Below are 18,831 nucleotides of genomic sequence, written 5' to 3'. Positions count from 1 at the left end.
AGTCACGAAAATGTGGAAAACTTTTATAGTATGTTTACTTCACGTTCTAAAAGTACACCAAACTGTGTATTGACATCGTCCACAATAGTAGACGATACTTCAAATATTTCATTACCCGATGCTTTTCCGATGTTTGTGAGGACTAAAGCCTGATTTTTCCACACGGCAACCTGTCCAACCGATTTTCCCTTCCAGCCACATTGCTCTATCAGCCAACCTGCCGCAAGCTTTTCATGGTCGGGGTCCATGGTATAATGTACGATATCGGGAAATTGTTTTTGAAGTTCTGAAAATTGTGCTTTCGCGACAATTGGATTTTTAAAAAAACTGCCTGCATTGCCTATAGTGGAAGGATCAGGAAGTTTTTCAACACGGATATAGGATACCACCTCTGCGACATCTTTGATGCTTGGAGCACGAATTCCCCTTTTCTCCAATTCGCTTTCAATGGCTCCATAGCTCGTGTTGATCTTTCCAAACAGTTCAAGCTTGTAGGTCACACTGCAGATAATGAATCTACCCTTATAATCCCTTTTGAAGATACTGTCACGATAGGAGAATCGGCAATCTTCATTGTTGAAAGTGATAAACTCCCCAGTTTTACAATCAAATGCACGGCATGAATAGAAGATATGCATCAATTCCTGTCCATAGGCGCCGATGTTCTGGATAGGGGATGCGCCAACTGTTCCTGGAATCAGGGCCATGTTTTCCAAACCTGGGAAATCATGGTCTATACAGTACCAAACGAGGTCGTTCCAAACTTCTCCGCCAGCAGCAGTGACGAATACTTGGTTTCCTTCAATGAAATGTTGTATCCCTTTATTGGCCACATGGACGATGAGTCCTGGATAGTCTTTGGTGAAAAGTACATTGCTTCCACCGCCTAAGATGAAAAATTCGTTTTCAAAAGCTCCTGCAGAAAATAAGTCTTTTAAAACCTGCTCATCTTCTACTTTAATATATTGATTTGCCATGGCCTCAATACCAAAAGTATTTAGGTTTTTTAGGGATTTATTCTCTTGAGTCGCGTTTTTCATTTTTTTGACCGAATCCTTTAAAAGTTCGAAAAATTAATCTATCTTAGTTTACAAGGCTGTAAAGATAGGTAAACGGCAAATTATAAACTAATTTTATTGTGTATGGCAAAAAATGCAGATGCGAAAAGGGTGAAGATATTGGAGGCGGCAAAGCGTAGATTTGCACATTATGGATTAGCAAAAACGACCATGGCAGAGATTGCCCAAGATCTATCATTTTCTAAAGCCTTACTTTACTATTACTTTCCGGATAAAAACAGATTATACGCCGCAGTATTTGAAATGGCGGTTGATGAGATCGTGAATGAAACCACGGAAAAAATCTCCCAATCCAAAAGTGTCAATGAAGCTATGGATGCTTTCCTCTGTACCAGATTACGCATTATCAAAGACAACTTTAATCTGTTCGAATTCAGTTATTCGCTAAGAAATGAGATGCCACCAGATATCGAAGCGATTTTACCTTCTCTGTTCGAAAAGGAAATCAAACAGGTCTGCCTCGTTTTGAGAAAAGGTTTGGAGACCAAAGAGATCGAAGTCGAAGAAATTGAAATAACCGCCAAGATCTTGTTGATTTCTTTATTGGGGATGCGTATAGGTATCCTTCAGGAATTTAAGAATCTTTTCCTGCCACCATCCAAAGAAGAGTTTGATTATATCCTGAACCTTCAGAAAAAATTGGCAAAAATCTTTATCAATGGCCTAAGAGTTTAGGTTCTTTTCCACAATATTTTTCACGATGAGGTGAGCATGGATCCTAGAGTTTTCTATGAACCATAGGTGCGTGTTCAATCCTCCGCAAACGACTCCAGCCAGATAGAGGTTTTCTACGTTTGTTTCCATCGTTTCGGGATTATGGGCGGGAATACAAGGTGCCGTTGTAGGAACATCGATACCGACCTTTTCAAGGAATTCAAAGTTTGGTCGATAGCCTGTCAGAGCCAAAACAAAATCATTTTCGATACTGATCAGTCCTTTCGGAGTCGAGACCTGAACTTCTCTTTCCCCGATACTTACAATATTTGATCGGTAATGGACCTTAACCTCTCCATTTGCAATGCGGTTCTCGATATCTGGGCGGACCCAATATTTTACCCTTGGACTTACTTCCTTGCTTCTGATGATCAATGTAACATCTGCACCTTTTCTATAGGTTTCAAGTGCTGCATCAATGGAAGAATTGCTGGCTCCAACGACAATAACTTTTTGGTTAGCATAATAATGAGGGTCATCATAATAGTGCCTTACCTTATCCAAACCTTCACCCGGTACTCCGAGGTACATTGGGATATCATAAAAACCTGTAGCTACGATTACATTTTTGGCTCTATAGATCGATTTGGTGGTAGTGACCTGAAAAGTGCCATCAATTTTGTTGATGGTCAATACCTCTTCAAATAGATGGGTTTTTAAATTGAACTTCTTTTCTACCCGACGATAATATTCCAAAGCTTCTGCACGTCTGGGCTTGGGGTTTGTTGTGACAAAAGGCGTGTCGCCGATCTCCAATCGCTCCGAGGTGGAGAAAAAAGTCATGTTGATCGGATAATTGTATAGGGAGTTTGTCAAACAGCCCTTTTCAATGATTACATGGCTTAAGTTGTTTTTCTTTGCTTCAATTCCACAGGCGATCCCAATCGGACCTCCGCCTACTATCAATACATCAATTAAGTTGTCCATTAGCCATTTCTATTTGTCCAGGATGGATAGCGCTTTCTTTCTCCATCACATCCAAGGTAGATTTGTATAAATCTGAGGAAATTTTATTTAAAAATTGCAATTGTTCTGTAATTAATTTGGTTTCCACGGGGTTCAACGTTTCAGGCGTAATCTCGGGAAAATCACTTACAGGAATAAATTCATCTGCACCTTTAATGGGAACAGCCTCGATAGATTTGCTGACATTCTGAAGCACCTTTTTCAAGAGTGTCAAGTGTTCCTTGGTGTAGTTAGTATCTGTAGCTTCCGTTAATTGCGTTAGCAAGGTGGCTCCATAGGAGGAAAGGATATGGTTTAAGATAACCAATCTATTGACCTCTTTGGTGCTCTTTTGCCTCCATTTAGGTTCAGAGAGCATTCTCTGGAATGTAGAACCCATATTGGCAGAAGCAATGTAGAGTTCCTTCCGCGAAAGCTTATAGCTGGTCACCGTGATCTCCTCGCCTGATAAAATCCTAACCGCCTGAGCGAGGTATTTATAATTGGCAATCAACAATTGCCTGATATTGTTCTTGACCTGGAAACTTTCCCAATTTGGAAAAATAATATAACTCGATAAGAAGGCGATCATACCACCCAGGAAAGTGTCGAAAATCCTTTCCTTAGCAACCTCAAAAGTGTTGAGTCCTGAAAAGCTCAGCATAATCAAGACGTATGGCGTCATGAACATGACTGCCATAATATAATTTACTCGGAATAGGCTATAGGCAATCAAGAAAAAGAATATCAAAATAACAAACCTGGCCACCTCCGAATGTACGGTCATCAAGATTATTGCGCCTATGATTCCCCCTATGATAGTCCCCAAGAGGCGTTGGAAGTTCCTTTCTTTGGTCAATCCGAACCCTGGTTTCAAGATCACCATAATGGTCAGTAATATCCAATAACTTCCCATAGTGCCGATATTGAAAAAATCCAGATTGAAAACGACATAGGTAATGGCCATTACGATAGCCATCCGTAGAGCGTGTCGGAAAATACTTGAATTGAAGGAAAGGTTATCCTTCAATTTTCTCAAGTCAATATGTTCGGTTTGGATAAACTTAGATGCTTCCTCGATTTCCTGTTTCTTGATGTTGTTCGGTCTTACAACCGCATAATTATAGATATTATGGATAAAAATGCTGATGTTCCTCACGCTGATCAAGATCTTTTTCAGCGGGATACTATTGATATTTTCTTTTTTCTCGAGCGCATCGATGGAGCGCATGATGTTTTCAATATCCTCCTTAAAATTGTACAGCGGCTTTGGGACACGATTGGCATTCAATTGATAGGCAAGGTGGTCCAATTCGTTTGCTGTCTTAAGCAACAGGTGCTTAAAATCCTTTAAGATACCCGTATGACCATATTCCTTTCTGATCAATTCATAATCATAATGCGTGGTCATGGACTGTTCAAATAGATCTACTACATCATTAAAGGTCAAGGTCAGGTACCGGCCAATTTTGGTGGTGTCCTTAATGGACCTTTTGCTTTGGAAAAGGAGATCCCGCACATTTTCTTGATGCTCATGTACTTCAATCTGTTTGTCGATGAGTTTAGTATAGTTCTCATCAATAGATTTATTTATATCATAGAAATTTGCGCGAAGTCTAATGAAATCACCTACGTGCCTAATGGTTTCTGAAAGCTCCTGTTGGGCCAATCGATAGGGTCTAGCCTGGGTAATCGAGAAACTGATGAGCATATACCAAATAGCACCTAGGGAGAAATAGAAGAGGAGCATGATTTCCTCTTGGAAGCTGTTCACATCATCGACATAGATCAGCATGATCAGGATCCCCATCGATCCAACGGTGGCTGCTCGTGCATTGAAGACGGCAAACATGGAATAGGTAAAACAAAGAAAGCCCAATACGACAGCCATGATCCAAATATTCCCATTGGCTAAAAAGGTGATGAACTGGGTCAGGATACATACGATTAAGCAAGCGATCATCCCCGTTCTGCGATGCGATGGAGCTCCAGGTGTGTCGGAAAGTCCCACTAATAATGCCCCCAAAGAAATATAGGTTCCCAAGAGGAATTTGCCCAAAGAGGCACAGATCAAAATGGGAACAACACAACCAATGGTAATGCGAAGACCGTCAGCAAAATACTGACTGTAGAAGAAATTGCTTAATTCTTTGGTTTTTTTCATGTTTTGTCGAAACAAAGATACGTAAGCAGTGGTTAAATAATGGAGTAAAATGCATGAAATTCAATAAAATCTTTAATTATCCAAGCGATTGAACCCATGTCGTGAAAATATTAATGATCCGTTCCTTAAACTGAGGAAATATGAGATTGATTTTAAAGTTTCCATATTTAAACACATAGCCTGCATTATCAAAATAGCAATATTTTTGTTTAGTTAGTGTAAATAATACAATTAGTTACTTAAAAAGATATTAAAATGATATATTTGTGTTTGTTCACAAATCAACTATCAAAAATCAAGATACGTTACTTACTATGAGATTAAGCCAAAAGACAATAGCTTTTCAGAATGAAGTCCTCACGAGGTTCGATTTATATAAAAGTTTGTTCTTGACTTTGCCCTTTCAAAGGGTAAAGCATACGGGGACTATCCTACCATTTTTTACGACCCATTGTGAAAAAGGAGTGGAGGAGCATTTATCGCCTGAGGTTATCATCGATAGTTTCTTCGGTCAATATGAGCAGTACGTTCAGGAAGATGACCGTCTAGACTTGTTATTTCGCATTGTTCAATATATAGAACGTCAGGTTGTTTTATTTGATGCGGTGGAAGATTCTGCCTTCAAGGCCGTTGGAAAAAGCGATGAAACCGGCGGATTGGAATCCATTTTCAATCTGGCCCAGACAAATCCCCAATTAAAGAAACAGGTCGTTTCCAGATTAAAGGATATGTCCGTTAGGTTAGTTTTGACCGCACACCCGACCCAGTTCTATCCTGGTCCAGTGCTGTCCATCATCAATGACCTGATTGATGAACTCAAGAAAAACGATATTCCAACCATACACCTGTTGCTTCAGCAATTAGGGAAAACACCATTTATCAATAAGCAAAGTCCGACTCCGGTGGATGAGGCCATCAGTTTGGCTTGGTTCCTTGAAAACGTCTTTTATAGTGTTGCATCGGGAATCGAAGCTAAAATAGAAGATGAGCTGGAAATCAATCCTAAGGATGTCAATCACCTTATCGAGTTAGGATTTTGGCCAGGTGGCGACCGTGACGGGAATCCAAATGTGACCTGGGAAAGCACGAAAAAGGTGGCAAATCTGTTGAGAACCATTCTCTTTAGATGTTATTATCGTGATTTCAGGATCGTAAAAAGAAGGATTACCTTCCGTGGGGTGGAACAGTACATGGAAGAGCTACAAGAGCTGTTCTATGAAAACAGTTTCAACCCAAGTGATAAACCTGTTGATGAAACAGAAAGGATCTTGCACAACCTGACCGAGATCATTCGCGTTCTGAAAGAAAACCATGACGGACTGTTTGTAGAGATCGTGGAAGATTTGAGACGAAAAGTCCAAACTTTCGGCTGCTATTTCACGACTTTAGATATCCGCCAAGACAGCAGTGCCTTGCGTAGTACCTTTGATTGGTTGGTAAAAACCTATCCAAAAGAGACGGGAATTAAACTAAAAGAGATTGAAGGCTCGGAAGAAGAGAAGGAAAAACACATCAAATTCACCGAAGCAAACCTAGAATTGCAAGATGGCATAGATCCACTTGTCGAAGATACCATTAAGGTTATCCGATTGATAAAGGAAATCCAATCCACAGGAAGTGAAAGAGCTGTTCAACGCTTTATAATTTCCAATTGCCAACAGGCATCCGATATCTTGGGCTTGATGCAGCTATTCCTATGGGAGGGCTGGACCAAGAAAGATCTAACCATGGATTTTGTTCCTCTATTCGAAACCGTTGATGATCTGAAGCATGCAGCCGACGTAATGCGCAGCTTATATTCAAATCCCGTGTATGCTGCTCACCTGAAGAAAAGAGGAAACAAACAGACCATTATGCTGGGTTTCTCTGATAGCACCAAGGATGGCGGTTACCTGATGGCCAACTGGTCGATCTATAAAGCTAAGATCGAATTGACAGCCATTTCAAGGGAGTATGATGTGGATCTGATATTCTTCGACGGTCGTGGTGGCCCTCCAGCGCGTGGCGGTGGTAAAACCCAGCGTTTCTATGCTTCCATGGGTAAGGAGATCGAAAACAACCACATTCAATTGACGATCCAAGGTCAGACCATCAGTAGTCAGTATGGCTCGTTGGATTCTGCAAAATATAATATTGAACAATTGCTACATGCAGGTTTGATCTCTGATCTGCAGCAAAGGGTAGGCGATACATTGACAGCAAAGCAGAAAGATGTAATCGATCGCATGGCAGCAGAGAGCCATCAGAAATTCTTGGAATTAAGGCATCATCCTTTGTTCCTGAAATATCTGGAAACCTTAAGTCCATTGAAATCACTATCCAGCATGAATATCTCCAGCAGGCCGATGAAGAGAAATTCGGGTAGGGAATTGAGGTTGGAAGACCTTCGTGCCATCAGTTTTGTGACTTCATGGAGCCAGTTGAAACAGAATATCCCTGGATTCTTTGGTGTAGGTTCGGCTTTGCAATGGGCAGAGGACAATAACCTTTGGTCATATGTGAAGAACCTGTACGAAACTTCAGGTATGTTCAATACGGTAATCGACAACTGTATGATGTCCATGACAAAGTCCAATTTTGATATCACGTCCTATATGAAAGACGATGCAAGATTTGGTGAATTCTGGACAATGTTGAAAGATGAGTTCGATTTAACCAAGAAATATCTGTTAAAACTGACCGGCATGAAAGAATTAATGGAAAATTATCCAGTGGAAAGAGCTTCTATTTTAGAAAGAGAAAAAATTATCCTTCCATTGTTGATTATCCAGCATTATGCCATCCGTTTGCTTGAAAAGCAGAAAATGGAAGAGTCTAAAGCAGAAACATACCGCAAATTAATTGGCCGTACCATTTATGGAGTGGTGAATGCAGGAAGAAATTTAGCTTAGATTGATTTTGAATTAGATAGAAATAGGCATTAATAGGGATATTTTTTTATTTTTGTGTGTTTTTAAAATAATAAAGCGATGAAATTAAATACATTATTAGTTGCAGCAGTTCTTGCAAGTACTTCTTTATCTTCTTGTGTTTTCAAAACGGCTGATGAAAACCAATTGAAATACACACATACGACATTGGTTGATGGTGATGCGTATGCTTTCTTCAGACAAGTAGGGTCCATCGCACCTTATGAGGTATCCTACGCAGAGCATGTAGCTACAGTGGGTAATGCACAGGCGAAAGATGCTGCCGCAAAAGCTGCTAAATTTTTCTCTGATATCCTTCCTCAAATGGATTCATTGGCGACTAAATACCATGTTGATTTCCCAATCCTAGGAACGGAGAAATTCACAGGTGAAGGCCAAGAAAATATTGCCGTTGAACCGAATGAAGCTCCAGTTGTTGTTAATGATTCTACTATCGCAGATTCTGCAGCTCCTTTGGCTTTACAACATGCTAAAGTTTATTCTGACCAGGAGTACTTAAGCCATATCCAACATCAAGTTGCTTTGGTAAAAGAACAATTCAGAAGACTTTCTCGTAATACCAATAAAGATTTGCGTGATTTTGCACAATCCCAAACAGAAACTGTTGCTCAGTTGTTTACTGCCGTAGGTGGTAAAGCAGATGCCCATGCGCATCACTAAGCAAAGATAAATGACAGAAAACAAAATAGTTACAGGTATATTGTCGTATGGAATGTCCGGAAGGGTATTCCATGCGCCATTTATAGAGGTTAACCCAAACTTCGAATTAAGAGGAATTGTAGAGCGATCCAAGAAATTGGCGCAGGATAGATACCCAAATATCATCAGCTATGATTCAGTAGACGACTTGATCAACGATCCTGAGATTGAATTGGTCATTGTCAACACTCCCAACGATACCCATGTTGAGTTCGCGTTAAAAGCTCTGAAGGCCGGCAAACATGTGCTGATCGAAAAGCCTTTTGCACCAACTGCACCGGAAGCAAATGTGCTCTTTAAGGTGGCAAATGATATGGGAAAACATATCTTACCTTTCCATAACCGCCGTTTTGATACCGATTTCCTGGCACTGAAGAAGGTCATAGAGAACAATGAGGTTGGGCGTCCTATCGAATTGCACATTCGCTTTGATCGCTTTAAACCAGAGTTGGGTCCAAAGCTGTTTAAAGAAACTAAAATCCCAGCATCAGGGGTCATTTACGACCTCGGTTCACACTTACTTGACCAGGCTATTTCCTTATTTGGCAAGCCTAAAGCGATGACCAAGGTTCGGGGCGTTTATAGGCCAGGTTCCATTGTGGATGACTATGGTTGTATTATCCTGAATTATACCTCTGGCTTGAATGTGTATATCACAGCTAGTCTTTTAGTGGCCAATCCTCAAGCTAGTTTTGTGCTCCATGGCACCAAGGGTAGTTTCATCAAAAATAGAACCGACGTGCAAGAAGCACAATTGATCGATGGGATGCTCCCTAACAATCCTGCCTATGGAATCGAGCCTGAAGGAATGGAAGGGGTCTTGACCAGTCCGGATGAAGAAGGTAATTTGGTTTCTAGGTTTGTTCCTGCTGAATTAGGGAATTACATGGAATTATTCGATGAAGTCTATCGCACAATTCGGGAAGATGAACCTTACTTTGTCACTAAAGACCAAATTCTTTGGCAGTTAGAGATTCTAGGACCAAATAAATAAAACTTCTATTTAATATAAAGTTTACATTTAGTTAATTTAGGATTTTTAACATTGTTAAACTTTTCAAATCTAATATAACGTGAGATATGCCGCTATTGATATCGGTTCAAATGCAGTCCGCCTGTTGATTGCCGATATTATTGTAAGAGAGAACGAAATCACATTTAACAAAAACACTTTACTTCGGGTTCCCCTTCGATTGGGAGACGACGCCTTTATACATCAACATATTTCTGAAGGAAAATTTGAGAGCATGATCAAGACCATGAGTGCTTTCAGGAACCTCATGGATGTCTATAAGGTTTCCGATTATATGGCTTGCGCTACATCTGCCATGCGTGATGCAGACAATGGAAAGGATGTTGTCAAGGCATGTAAGGAAGCAGGCGTGGACATTGATATCATTGATGGGGCAATAGAGGCCCAGATCATATACAATGTGCATAGCCATACCAGCATGGACAGAAATAAGGTTTATCTATATATCGATGTAGGTGGCGGTAGTACCGAGATATCATTGTTCGCCAATGGTGACTTGGTGGCTTCTAGATCCTTTAACCTAGGTACTATCCGTATCTTGGATAATCAAGATAGTCCGGAGACATGGGATGATATGAAGTTATGGGTGAAGAACATTACCAAAGGGTATAAGAATATTTATGGTATAGGAAGTGGAGGTAACATCAACAAGCTATCTCGTTTAGCTAATGAAAAAGCTGATAAGCCAATTTCATATGCGAAACTGAAAGCTTTATATGTATACCTGAACTCTTATTCATTGAAAGATAGGATCAATGTGCTTGAATTAAAGCAAGATAGGGCTGACGTTATTATTCCGGCCTCCGAGATCTTTTTGACCATAATGAAAGTAGGGCACCTGAAGAATATCATGGCGCCACGTATCGGTCTGGCTGATGGAATAATCCAAACATTGATCAATAAAAATCTGAAGAAGGAAAAGGTCTAAATTCGTTGCAAAAATCAAAATAAAGAGTATTTTTGCGATGTCTAAGCCCAGGTGGCGAAATTGGTAGACGCACCATCTTGAGGGGGTGGCGCCCTATTGGGTGTGGCAGTTCGAATCTGCTCCTGGGCACCCTGAAAATGATAGAAGAAGTTATCTTGCTTAGATAGCTTCTTTTTTTTGTTCCCCTAAATTAAACCCAACAAAAAATCCCCTTTGATTATCAACAAAGGGGATTTTTTAGGCCTTACTACTGGCCCATTATGTTTCCCTACAGGTTATTGGCTTTTGCCGTAATCTCCGCAATATCCAGCACCTTGATTTCCTGTTCTTTTTCTTTTACTTTGACACCATCGCTCAACATGGTCATGCAGAATGGGCATGCGGCAGCAACGATGCTCGCTTTGGATTCAATGACGTCTTCAATTCGCTCTACATTGATATCCTTGTTACCCTTTTCAGGTTCCTTGAACATCTGGGCGCCACCAGCACCACAGCACAAACCGTTCGATTTACAGCGTTTTAGTTCCACAAGGTCAGCATCCAGTACCTCTAGTGCTTTGCGAGGGGCCTCATATACCCCGTTCCCACGTCCTAGATAACAAGGGTCATGGAAGGTGATCTTCTTCCCTTTAAATTCATGGCCATCGGCAGGTCTCAGTTTACCCTCGTCGATTAAGGATTGGATCAACTGCGAATGGTGGATCACTTCGTAATGGCCACCTAGGCTTGGATATTCATTCTTGATGGTATTGAAACAATGCGGACAGGCCGTAACGATCTTTTTGATTTCATAACCATCCAGTACCTGGATGTTCATCATTGCCTGCATCTGAAATAAAAACTCATTTCCTGCACGCTTTGCCGGATCGCCGGTACAGCTTTCTTCGGTCCCTAAAATGGCATATTTGATGCCTACATGTTGGAGGATCTTGCAGATGTCCCTGGTAATACGCTGCGCACGTTCGTCAAAACTTCCTGCACAGCCAACCCAGAACAACAGGTCTGGGCTTTCGCCCTTGGCAACTAACTCTGCAACGGTAGGTATATGTAATTGATTTTCCATGATTTTAAATATTATTGATTTGCCCAATTCGCACGGTCTGCCTGTGCATATTTCCACGGCGCACCGTTATTCTCTAAGTTAGAGAACATGTTATTGATGCTGGATGGGGCCTGAGATTCTTCCATCACGGCATACTGCCTTAGTCCTATGATAATCTCCAATGGATTGATGTTGACTGGACATTGCTCCACACAGGCATTACAGCTCGTACAGGCCCAAATCTCCTCTCTACTGATATAAGTGTCCAATAAAGCCTTTCCATCCTCTACAAAGCTTCCATTCTTGTCTATATTCTTTCCAACCTCTTCTATACGGTCACGGGTATCCATCATGATCTTACGAGGTGACAGCAATTTCCCGGTCATATTTGCAGGACATGCCGATGTACAACGGCCACATTCCGTACAGGTATAGGCATCCAAAAGATTCTTCCAGGTCAGGTCCTGAACATCCTTGACCCCAAATCGGCTTGGTTCGCCAGTAGGGGGCGGGAGACTAGGATCCAACATCACTTTCACCTCTTCGGTCACAGATGGCATGTTGTTGAACTCGCCTTTTGGTTCCAATCTGCTGAAATAGGTATTGGGGAATGCCAATAGGATATGTAAATGTTTGGAGATCGGTAAGTAATTCAGGAAAGCCAAGACCCCAATGATATGGAACCACCAGCAGAATCTTTCAATCCCAATCAATACCTCCGGCGAATCCGGAAGGATGCCAACTAAATAGGAGCTGATTGGAAAGGAACCCACTGCATGATAGCCATCAACTGCAAGGACCTGTAATTTTAGGTCTGCAGCATTCATCGTTAAAAAGGCAGCCATCAATAAGATCTCTGCTGTAAGGATCAGGTTGGCATCCGTTTTTGGCCAATTGTTCAGTTCGCTTTGATTCAGGCGCTTGACCTTCAGCACATTTCTGCGGATCATAAAGACCACACATCCCATCAAAACCAAGAATGCCAAGATCTCAAACGAGAAAATCAGGAAATCATATAGTCCGCCCAATGCTTCTGAAAATACACGATGGGTGCCAAATAACCCATCAATCACGATTTCCAGCATCTCGATATTGATGATGACAAAACCTACATACACAAATAAATGGAGCAAAGCTGGAATGGGGCGCTTGAACATCTTCTTCTGTCCAAAAGCTACCAACAGCATGATCTTGATGCGTTCTCCAGGCTGGTCAAAGCGATCAACCGATTTACCTAGCTTTATATTTCTATAGATTTTACTCGCATTCCTGTAAAATAAGACCAAGGCCGCCAGTAAGATAATACCAAAAATGAGTTGACTTATCATAGTTTAATACTTAGGTTAACAAATATAATTAATCAGATTATACTATGCATGCATAATAAATTATTTAGAAAGATTAAAAATAATTGACAGGATTCAATAATGATTAAGAGCCTGAAAATCAAGTTAAGTATAATAATTGATACAACAAATAGCCCTGATAATTAAGCCCCATTTTGTATATTGCAAGCTATTATCAACCTTAAAAAACAAGCTTCCTGTGTCAAATATGGTGAATATCTGATCATTCAGGCTATTTTGGGTACAGGCTAAAATCTTACAAACAATCAAGAGATGGCAAATAGTAACGACAACTTTGATGTTATCGTCATTGGATCGGGGATCTCCGGAGGATGGGCAGCAAAAGAATTCTGTGAAAAAGGCTTCAAGACCTTAGTCTTGGAACGTGGTTTTGATGTGCAGCATGTCAAGGACTATCCAACTGCTTATATGGATCCTTGGCAATTTGATCATCATAATCGGGTGCCACTTAAAATTAAACAGGAGAATCCTATTGCCTCCAGATGCTATGCCTTCAATGAGGATGCCATGCATTTCTTTACCAAGGACAAGGATCAGGAATATGTGCAGGAAAAACCCTTTGATTGGATCAGGGGGTATCATGTAGGCGGTAAGTCGCTGTTATGGGCAAGACAGGTACAGCGATGGAGCGATCATGATTTTGAAGGGCCTGCCAGGGATGGATTTGCCGTAGATTGGCCTATCCGATATGCCGATATTGCCCCTTGGTATAGTCACGTAGAAAAATTCATTGGAGTTTCAGGAAATCGAGATGGCAATGCAGCCATGCCCGATGGTGAATTTCTTCCTCCATTTGACCTGAATGCGGTGGAACAGATGATCCAAAAGAAATTACCGAGCAAGTATAAGGATCGGCAGGTCATTGCTGGGCGCTGTGCCCATATTACAGACCCTCAGCCAATCCATATCGCACAGGGAAGGACCAAGTGCCAGAACAGGACCATGTGTCAACGGGGATGTCCCTTTGGCGGTTATTTCAGTTCCAATTCATCTACCTTGCCATGGGCCGCTAAAACAGGAAATTTAACCATCAGGCCTAATTCCATCGTGGAATCTATTATCTATAGTGAGGACCAAAAGAAAGCCACAGGAGTGAGGATAATTGATGCCGAAACCCAGAAAACTTCCGAATATTTCGCGAAGGTGATTTTTGTGAATGCTTCTACCATCGCAAGTAACCAGATTTTATTGAACTCGACCTCCAAGCGGTTTCCAAATGGTTTAGGTAATGACTCGGGTCTACTTGGTAAATATATCGCTTTCCATAATTACCTGGGTTCAATTTCTGCGAACATTGATGGTTTTGAGGATATGTATTATTACGGTCGCAGACCTACACAACCAATTATTCCCAACTTCAGGAATGTGAAGAAACAGGAAATGGACTTCCTTCGCGGTTATGCCTCTTTCTTTGGTGCATATCGTGGCCGTGGAGGAAGTAGTGAGATGCAAGTAGGGGCGGACTTTAAAGATAGCCTGTCTGAAGTAGGTGGATGGGGGATCAGTATGATGATGCAAGGTGAAACCATTCCAAAAGCGGAAAACCATGTTCGTTTAAGTACTGACCTTAAAGATAAATACGGTATGGCGCAGCTCATCTTTAATGTTGGCTATGACGATAATGACCAAAAGAGCATGCAAGACTTCCTGGATCAAGGAGCGGAGATGTTAGATTATATAGGTGCGAAGAATATCAGTCAGCACAACAGTCAGCAGAACCCAGGATTAGATATCCATGAAATGGGAGGAGCGAGGATGGGGAACGACCCTAAAACTTCCATTCTGAACAAATGGAATCAGGTACATGACTGTAAGAATGTTTTTGTCACGGATGGAGCCAGCATGACTTCGACCGGCACACAAAACCCTTCCCTGACCTTTATGGCCTTGACAGCTCGTGCAGCCAATTTTGCCATGGATGAAATGAAAAAAGGAAATCTATAAGATGATCATTCCCGATCCAATCGGATGGAAATAAAAAAAGATCAACCCAGGGGTTGATCTTTTTTTTATCCTTTAGCTTTCGGAATTATTTCTTTGGAGCAGCAGCTGGTGCAGCAGTAGCAGAAACACCTAATTTAGTTTTGATGTCTGCAGTCAAGTCGTCACCACCTTGGAAGTAAGGAACACTACCAGAAGAGATGTCAAAAACATATGCATAGCCTTTTTCTTTAGCTACAGCATTGATAGCAGTCATTACTTTTTGCTCGATAGGAGCGTATAATTCTTGTTGTTTTTTGCCAATTTCTTCTTGTGCAGCTTGTTGAACACTTTGGATACGAGTTTCCATTTCACGCATAGTGTTAGCGATAGTTTGAACCTCTGCATCTACAGTTTCTTTGTTCGCTTCACTACGGTTTCTCAATTTCTCGTTCGCATTGTTTTGTTGCTTTTGGTACTCACTGATCATACCTTGAATTTCCTTTTGCTTAGTCTCTTGTAAGGTTTGCATTTGACCTTCAGCAGCTTTGAACTCATTGGTAGACTGAACAATTTCAGCTGTGTTGATATGTCCAATTTTTTGTTGTGCATTTACTGCGTTACCCGCCAATAAAATTCCTGTTGCTAATACTACACTTTTCAATAAATTTTTCATGCTTTTTTTGTTAGTCTTATATTTTCGGATATAAGGATATTCTTGTTTTGTTTTATGTTAAATAATAAATTAGTTCGCAATTATAATAAAAATTATTAGTTCGCTAAATAAGGATTAGGTTTCAACCCTAATTTCGTGATAACATCGTTACTTTTATCCAAATTTGGATTGGCATAAAGGAACGCATTTTCACTTCTTTTATCCATAATGAAATCAAATTGACCTGCAGCTGCTACATCTTGGATAGCTTTGCTAACACGAGCCTGTATAGGTTTCATCAAGTTTTCACGTTGTTTGAAAAGTTCTCCTTCGAAACCAAATTTGCTGCGTTGGAATTCCTTTACGGCCTTTTCTTTATTTACGATCTCGTCCTCGCGGCGTCTGCGCATATCTGGATTTAAGTTCGCCTGATCCTTTTGATAGGATTGATACATACGTTCTATTTCTGCGTATTGCTTATCAACCTCAGCTTGCCATACCTTAGATTGATCATCTAATTGCTTCTGAGCTGAATTATATTCAGGGATATGTTTCATGACATATTCTGAATCTACATATGCTAATTTCTGGGCAAACGAAACTGAACCCAACATGGTTAACATCACGATTAATATTCCTATTCTTTTCATCGACATATTATTTTTTAAATTCTATGTTTAAGACAATTTAATTATTAAAAAGTTTAATTAGAACCCACCCATATTTTGGATTATACTGAATGTGAAGTTTTGTTTCCAGCGATCCGTAGTCAATCCAGGGATTGGATCCAATGCATGACCGTAGTCAATACCCAACATACCGAAGATCGGTAAGAAGATACGTGCACCAACACCTACTGAACGACGAACCTTGAATGGATTTACTTCATCAAATTTGTTCCAAGTGTTACCTGCTTCAGCAAATGCCAAGGCAAATACCGTTGCTTGGTCATTTAACATGATCGGGTGACGTAATTCAATCTGGTACTTCGCATAAATCGGGCTACCAGACTGGATGGCGATACCTTGTTGGTTGCTTCCTGTAGATGCTGGAATCAATGCGCCGTTCGCGTATCCACGCATCGCAATGATCTCAGATCCTTGTAAGAAGTCAAACCCTTGCATACCATCACCACCTAATTTAAAACGCTCAAATGGGGAAATTGGTGCCTGTGAGCTGTAATTTCCTAAGTAACCAAACTGCGCCTGTGCTTTCAATACCAATTTACCAGCGATCTTGGTATACCATTGGGAATCAAATTTCCATTTATGGTATTCCGTGAATTTATACTTTTCATTGTCTGGAGCAGTTTCATAGTTCATGTTGTTCCACATTGAATATGGAGGCGTCAATTGAACCGAGAACTTGATATGTGAACCAGAAGTAGGATAGATCGGCGCATCGATAGAGTTACGGCTGATCTCTTGGGTAAAGTTGATGTTGTATGCTGTACCATCCGAGAAAACGAAGATACCACCATAGTTATCCAAGAAGTAACGTTGGTAAGACAATGAACTGTTGATCTGGAAATAGTTGTCTGGCCATTGAAGACGTTTACCCAATGTCGCAGTCACACCGTGCATCTGGATTTTAGGGATACCCTCATAATCCTCATAACGGTTTTCCAAATAGTTATAACGTTGTAATTGTGAATTCGAGATATAGGCACTCAAACCAAAGTAAATAGGTTTCTTACCACCTAACCATGGCTCTGAGAAGGAGAAGCTATAGGATTGATAGCGTTTTCCTGAAGTCTGTCCACGGATGCTCAATTTCTGTCCGTCTCCTCTTGGAAGTGGTTTCCATGATTCTTTCTTGAAGAAATTGCTGGTAGAGAAGTTGTTAAAGGTCAGACCCAATGTACCGATTACCTGACCAGCACCATAACCTCCGGATAGCTCAACCTGATCGGATGGTTTTTCAGCCACCGAGAATTCAATGTCTGTCGTACCTTCTTCGTAGTTTAGGTTGGTCGGCATAGGTTGAACCTTCTGCTCATCAAACATCCCTAATTGGGAAATCTCACGAACACTTCTTACCAATAGCTCACGCGAATATTTTTGACCCGGCTTGGTATAGATAGAACGTAGGACAACACGGTCGTTCGTCACATCATTACCTTTCAGGATTACATTGTTGATCGTATATTGCTTACCCTCAAACATCTGGATTTCCAGATCGATGGTATCTTGGTAGATACGTTTGATCACCGGTTGAACACTGAATGTTAAGTAACCGTCGTTTTGGTAAATCGCAGCGATATCATCCGAGTTCCTGGTCGGACCACTCAATTTGGAGTTTAATTTTTCCTCACTGTAAACATCACCGTGTTGGATACCCAATAGGATATTTAAGGTAGAGTCTTTGAATTTTGAGTTTCCTGACCATGAGATATTACCTACGTAATATTTAGGACCTTCATATACATCGATGTCGATGGCAACTTCGTTGTTGTCATGACGTCTTACGGTATCTTTTAAGATTTGAGCATCACGGAAACCTTTGTCTTGCATTTTGGCAACCAGGTTTGTTTTTGCTTCCTCATATTTATCATCCTTGAACTTCCCAGGTCCGAATACTCTGAACCATGCTCTAGGACGTACACCTTTCATGAATTTAGTCAACTGCTTATTGCTGAATTCTTCATTTCCAGTGAAATTGATGCTGTTGACTTTAATCTTTTTATTTCTTTCCACATCCACCACGACAATTTCGTTGTTTGCTTGAGCAGAGTCAGGTTTCGTCGTAATCTTGATATCAGGATAAAGGAAGGATTTTTCCCTTAAGAATTTCTCGATAGTGGCTTTGGTCGTTAATAGGAGGTTGTCATTGACAATTTTACCGGCATTGGTATTTAACCGCTTGCGGACTTCCTCTGTTTGCGATTTGCTCAGTCCATTGATGTCGATCCTGGTCAATCGTGGTCTTTCCACCACCCTGATTTCAAGGAAGATCGTTTCTTCTTGGATTTTGGTAGCATATAATTGAACGTCTTCAAATAGGTTTTGCGCCATCAAATCCTTGATTACATTTGATGTTTGTTCGCTAGGAACCTCGATGTATTGCCCAACTGATAATTTGGAGATGGTGACGAGGACTTCGGAGTCTAGGTACTGTGCTCCAGTAACGGTTACTCCACCGATAACATAGTTTTTAGGGTCCAAATAAGTAATGTCATCTGGATTGTTCAAATTCAAAGGCCTATTTCCTGTTATCTGAGCCTGCGCGAAATTGCAAATTAAGAAGGTGAGTAAAATAGAAAGTTTAATTATACGCTTCATCTACTTTTTATTATGTCTGCTAAAGTACAGCAAAGTCTTGTTAATTTTTGTTAAAAGAAATATTACGAATTTCT

At 40.7% G+C, this 18,831-nt stretch carries 14 protein-coding genes and 1 tRNA gene; 7 read left to right on the top strand and 8 right to left on the bottom strand.

Features of this window, described 5'->3' with window-relative positions; all coding sequences use genetic code 11:
- Positions 1-23: 23 nt before the first annotated feature.
- Positions 24-1,040 carry a UDP-N-acetylmuramate dehydrogenase gene (gene murB / locus NLF99_RS10235; protein WP_254528100.1) on the bottom strand — a complete coding sequence of 339 codons (1,017 nt, stop codon included), beginning with the start codon at positions 1,038-1,040 and terminating at the stop codon, positions 24-26.
- 102 nt (positions 1,041-1,142) lie between these two features.
- Here murB and NLF99_RS10230 point away from each other — a divergent pair, with 102 nt between their 5' ends.
- A complete protein-coding gene (locus NLF99_RS10230) occupies positions 1,143-1,754 on the top strand; it encodes a TetR/AcrR family transcriptional regulator (RefSeq protein WP_185214042.1) in 612 nt (203 codons plus the stop codon).
- On the opposite strand, the gene NLF99_RS10225 is transcribed toward NLF99_RS10230, so the two are convergent.
- Entirely contained in the window at positions 1,743-2,720 is a 978-nt protein-coding gene (locus NLF99_RS10225) for a YpdA family putative bacillithiol disulfide reductase (protein WP_185214041.1), read from the bottom strand. The two genes, NLF99_RS10230 and NLF99_RS10225, sit on opposite strands and share 12 nt — an antisense overlap.
- Positions 2,704-4,902, bottom strand: coding sequence for an FUSC family membrane protein (locus tag NLF99_RS10220; protein WP_254528098.1), 2,199 nt, complete (start codon positions 4,900-4,902; stop codon positions 2,704-2,706). Before NLF99_RS10220 ends, NLF99_RS10225 begins: the two co-directional genes overlap by 17 nt.
- A 314-nt stretch (positions 4,903-5,216) precedes the next feature.
- Here NLF99_RS10220 and NLF99_RS10215 point away from each other — a divergent pair, with 314 nt between their 5' ends.
- The 5 genes from NLF99_RS10215 to NLF99_RS10195 all read left to right on the top strand — a co-directional run bounded on the left by NLF99_RS10215 (position 5,217) and on the right by NLF99_RS10195 (position 10,621).
- Positions 5,217-7,793 (top strand): phosphoenolpyruvate carboxylase, encoded by a 2,577-nt coding sequence (locus NLF99_RS10215; protein WP_185214039.1) that lies wholly within the window; start codon positions 5,217-5,219, stop codon positions 7,791-7,793.
- 78 nt (positions 7,794-7,871) lie between these two features.
- The gene (locus NLF99_RS10210; protein ID WP_185214038.1) at positions 7,872-8,492 is read left to right on the top strand and encodes a hypothetical protein; all 621 of its coding nucleotides are present in this window, start codon (positions 7,872-7,874) and stop codon (positions 8,490-8,492) included.
- Between the two features lie 10 nt (positions 8,493-8,502).
- A complete protein-coding gene (locus NLF99_RS10205) occupies positions 8,503-9,525 on the top strand; it encodes a Gfo/Idh/MocA family oxidoreductase (RefSeq protein ID WP_254528097.1) in 1,023 nt (340 codons plus the stop codon).
- Positions 9,526-9,604: 79 nt separating this feature from the next.
- Positions 9,605-10,492: an exopolyphosphatase gene (locus tag NLF99_RS10200; protein WP_185214036.1), complete on the top strand. Its 888-nt coding sequence runs from the start codon at positions 9,605-9,607 to the stop codon at positions 10,490-10,492.
- Between the two features lie 45 nt (positions 10,493-10,537).
- Positions 10,538-10,621, top strand: a tRNA-Leu gene (locus tag NLF99_RS10195).
- Between the two features lie 139 nt (positions 10,622-10,760).
- Here NLF99_RS10195 and NLF99_RS10190 read toward each other — a convergent pair.
- The gene (locus NLF99_RS10190) at positions 10,761-11,555 is read right to left on the bottom strand and encodes a (Fe-S)-binding protein (protein WP_185214035.1); all 795 of its coding nucleotides are present in this window, start codon (positions 11,553-11,555) and stop codon (positions 10,761-10,763) included.
- 11 nt (positions 11,556-11,566) lie between these two features.
- Positions 11,567-12,862: a (Fe-S)-binding protein gene (locus NLF99_RS10185; protein ID WP_254528091.1), complete on the bottom strand. Its 1,296-nt coding sequence runs from the start codon at positions 12,860-12,862 to the stop codon at positions 11,567-11,569.
- A 291-nt stretch (positions 12,863-13,153) separates the two neighbouring features.
- Between NLF99_RS10185 and NLF99_RS10180 the strand changes: the two genes are divergently transcribed.
- Positions 13,154-14,845 carry a GMC oxidoreductase gene (locus NLF99_RS10180; protein ID WP_254528088.1) on the top strand — a complete coding sequence of 564 codons (1,692 nt, stop codon included), beginning with the start codon at positions 13,154-13,156 and terminating at the stop codon, positions 14,843-14,845.
- A gap of 85 nt (positions 14,846-14,930) precedes the next feature.
- On the opposite strand, the gene NLF99_RS10175 is transcribed toward NLF99_RS10180, so the two are convergent.
- The 3 genes from NLF99_RS10175 to bamA form a co-directional block, all read right to left on the bottom strand.
- Entirely contained in the window at positions 14,931-15,485 is a 555-nt protein-coding gene (locus tag NLF99_RS10175) for an OmpH family outer membrane protein (protein ID WP_254528086.1), read from the bottom strand.
- Between the two features lie 107 nt (positions 15,486-15,592).
- Entirely contained in the window at positions 15,593-16,126 is a 534-nt protein-coding gene (locus NLF99_RS10170; protein ID WP_254528085.1) for an OmpH family outer membrane protein, read from the bottom strand.
- 57 nt (positions 16,127-16,183) lie between these two features.
- Positions 16,184-18,757: an outer membrane protein assembly factor BamA gene (gene bamA / locus NLF99_RS10165; RefSeq protein WP_254528084.1), complete on the bottom strand. Its 2,574-nt coding sequence runs from the start codon at positions 18,755-18,757 to the stop codon at positions 16,184-16,186.
- Between the last annotated feature and the right edge of the window lie 74 nt (positions 18,758-18,831).

It is taken from the genome of Sphingobacterium sp. LZ11T8 (assembly GCF_024261425.1).
Taxonomy (GTDB): domain Bacteria; phylum Bacteroidota; class Bacteroidia; order Sphingobacteriales; family Sphingobacteriaceae; genus Sphingobacterium.
Note: the sequence above shows the minus strand (reverse complement) of the source record. Positions and strands in the feature narration are given on the sequence as shown.

Bases quoted from the DNA above. Each gene is read 5' to 3' on its own strand.
- murB (WP_254528100.1), bottom strand. From the start codon at position 1,040: ATGAAAAACGCGACTCAAGAGAATAAATCCCTAAAAAACCTAAATACT.
- NLF99_RS10230 (WP_185214042.1), top strand. From the start codon at position 1,143: ATGGCAAAAAATGCAGATGCGAAAAGGGTGAAGATATTGGAGGCGGCA.
- NLF99_RS10225 (WP_185214041.1), bottom strand. From the start codon at position 2,720: ATGGACAACTTAATTGATGTATTGATAGTAGGCGGAGGTCCGATTGGG.
- NLF99_RS10220 (WP_254528098.1), bottom strand. From the start codon at position 4,902: ATGAAAAAAACCAAAGAATTAAGCAATTTCTTCTACAGTCAGTATTTT.
- NLF99_RS10215 (WP_185214039.1), top strand. From the start codon at position 5,217: ATGAGATTAAGCCAAAAGACAATAGCTTTTCAGAATGAAGTCCTCACG.
- NLF99_RS10210 (WP_185214038.1), top strand. From the start codon at position 7,872: ATGAAATTAAATACATTATTAGTTGCAGCAGTTCTTGCAAGTACTTCT.
- NLF99_RS10205 (WP_254528097.1), top strand. From the start codon at position 8,503: ATGACAGAAAACAAAATAGTTACAGGTATATTGTCGTATGGAATGTCC.
- NLF99_RS10190 (WP_185214035.1), bottom strand. From the start codon at position 11,555: ATGGAAAATCAATTACATATACCTACCGTTGCAGAGTTAGTTGCCAAG.
- NLF99_RS10185 (WP_254528091.1), bottom strand. From the start codon at position 12,862: ATGATAAGTCAACTCATTTTTGGTATTATCTTACTGGCGGCCTTGGTC.
- NLF99_RS10180 (WP_254528088.1), top strand. From the start codon at position 13,154: ATGGCAAATAGTAACGACAACTTTGATGTTATCGTCATTGGATCGGGG.
- NLF99_RS10170 (WP_254528085.1), bottom strand. From the start codon at position 16,126: ATGAAAAGAATAGGAATATTAATCGTGATGTTAACCATGTTGGGTTCA.
- bamA (WP_254528084.1), bottom strand. From the start codon at position 18,757: ATGAAGCGTATAATTAAACTTTCTATTTTACTCACCTTCTTAATTTGC.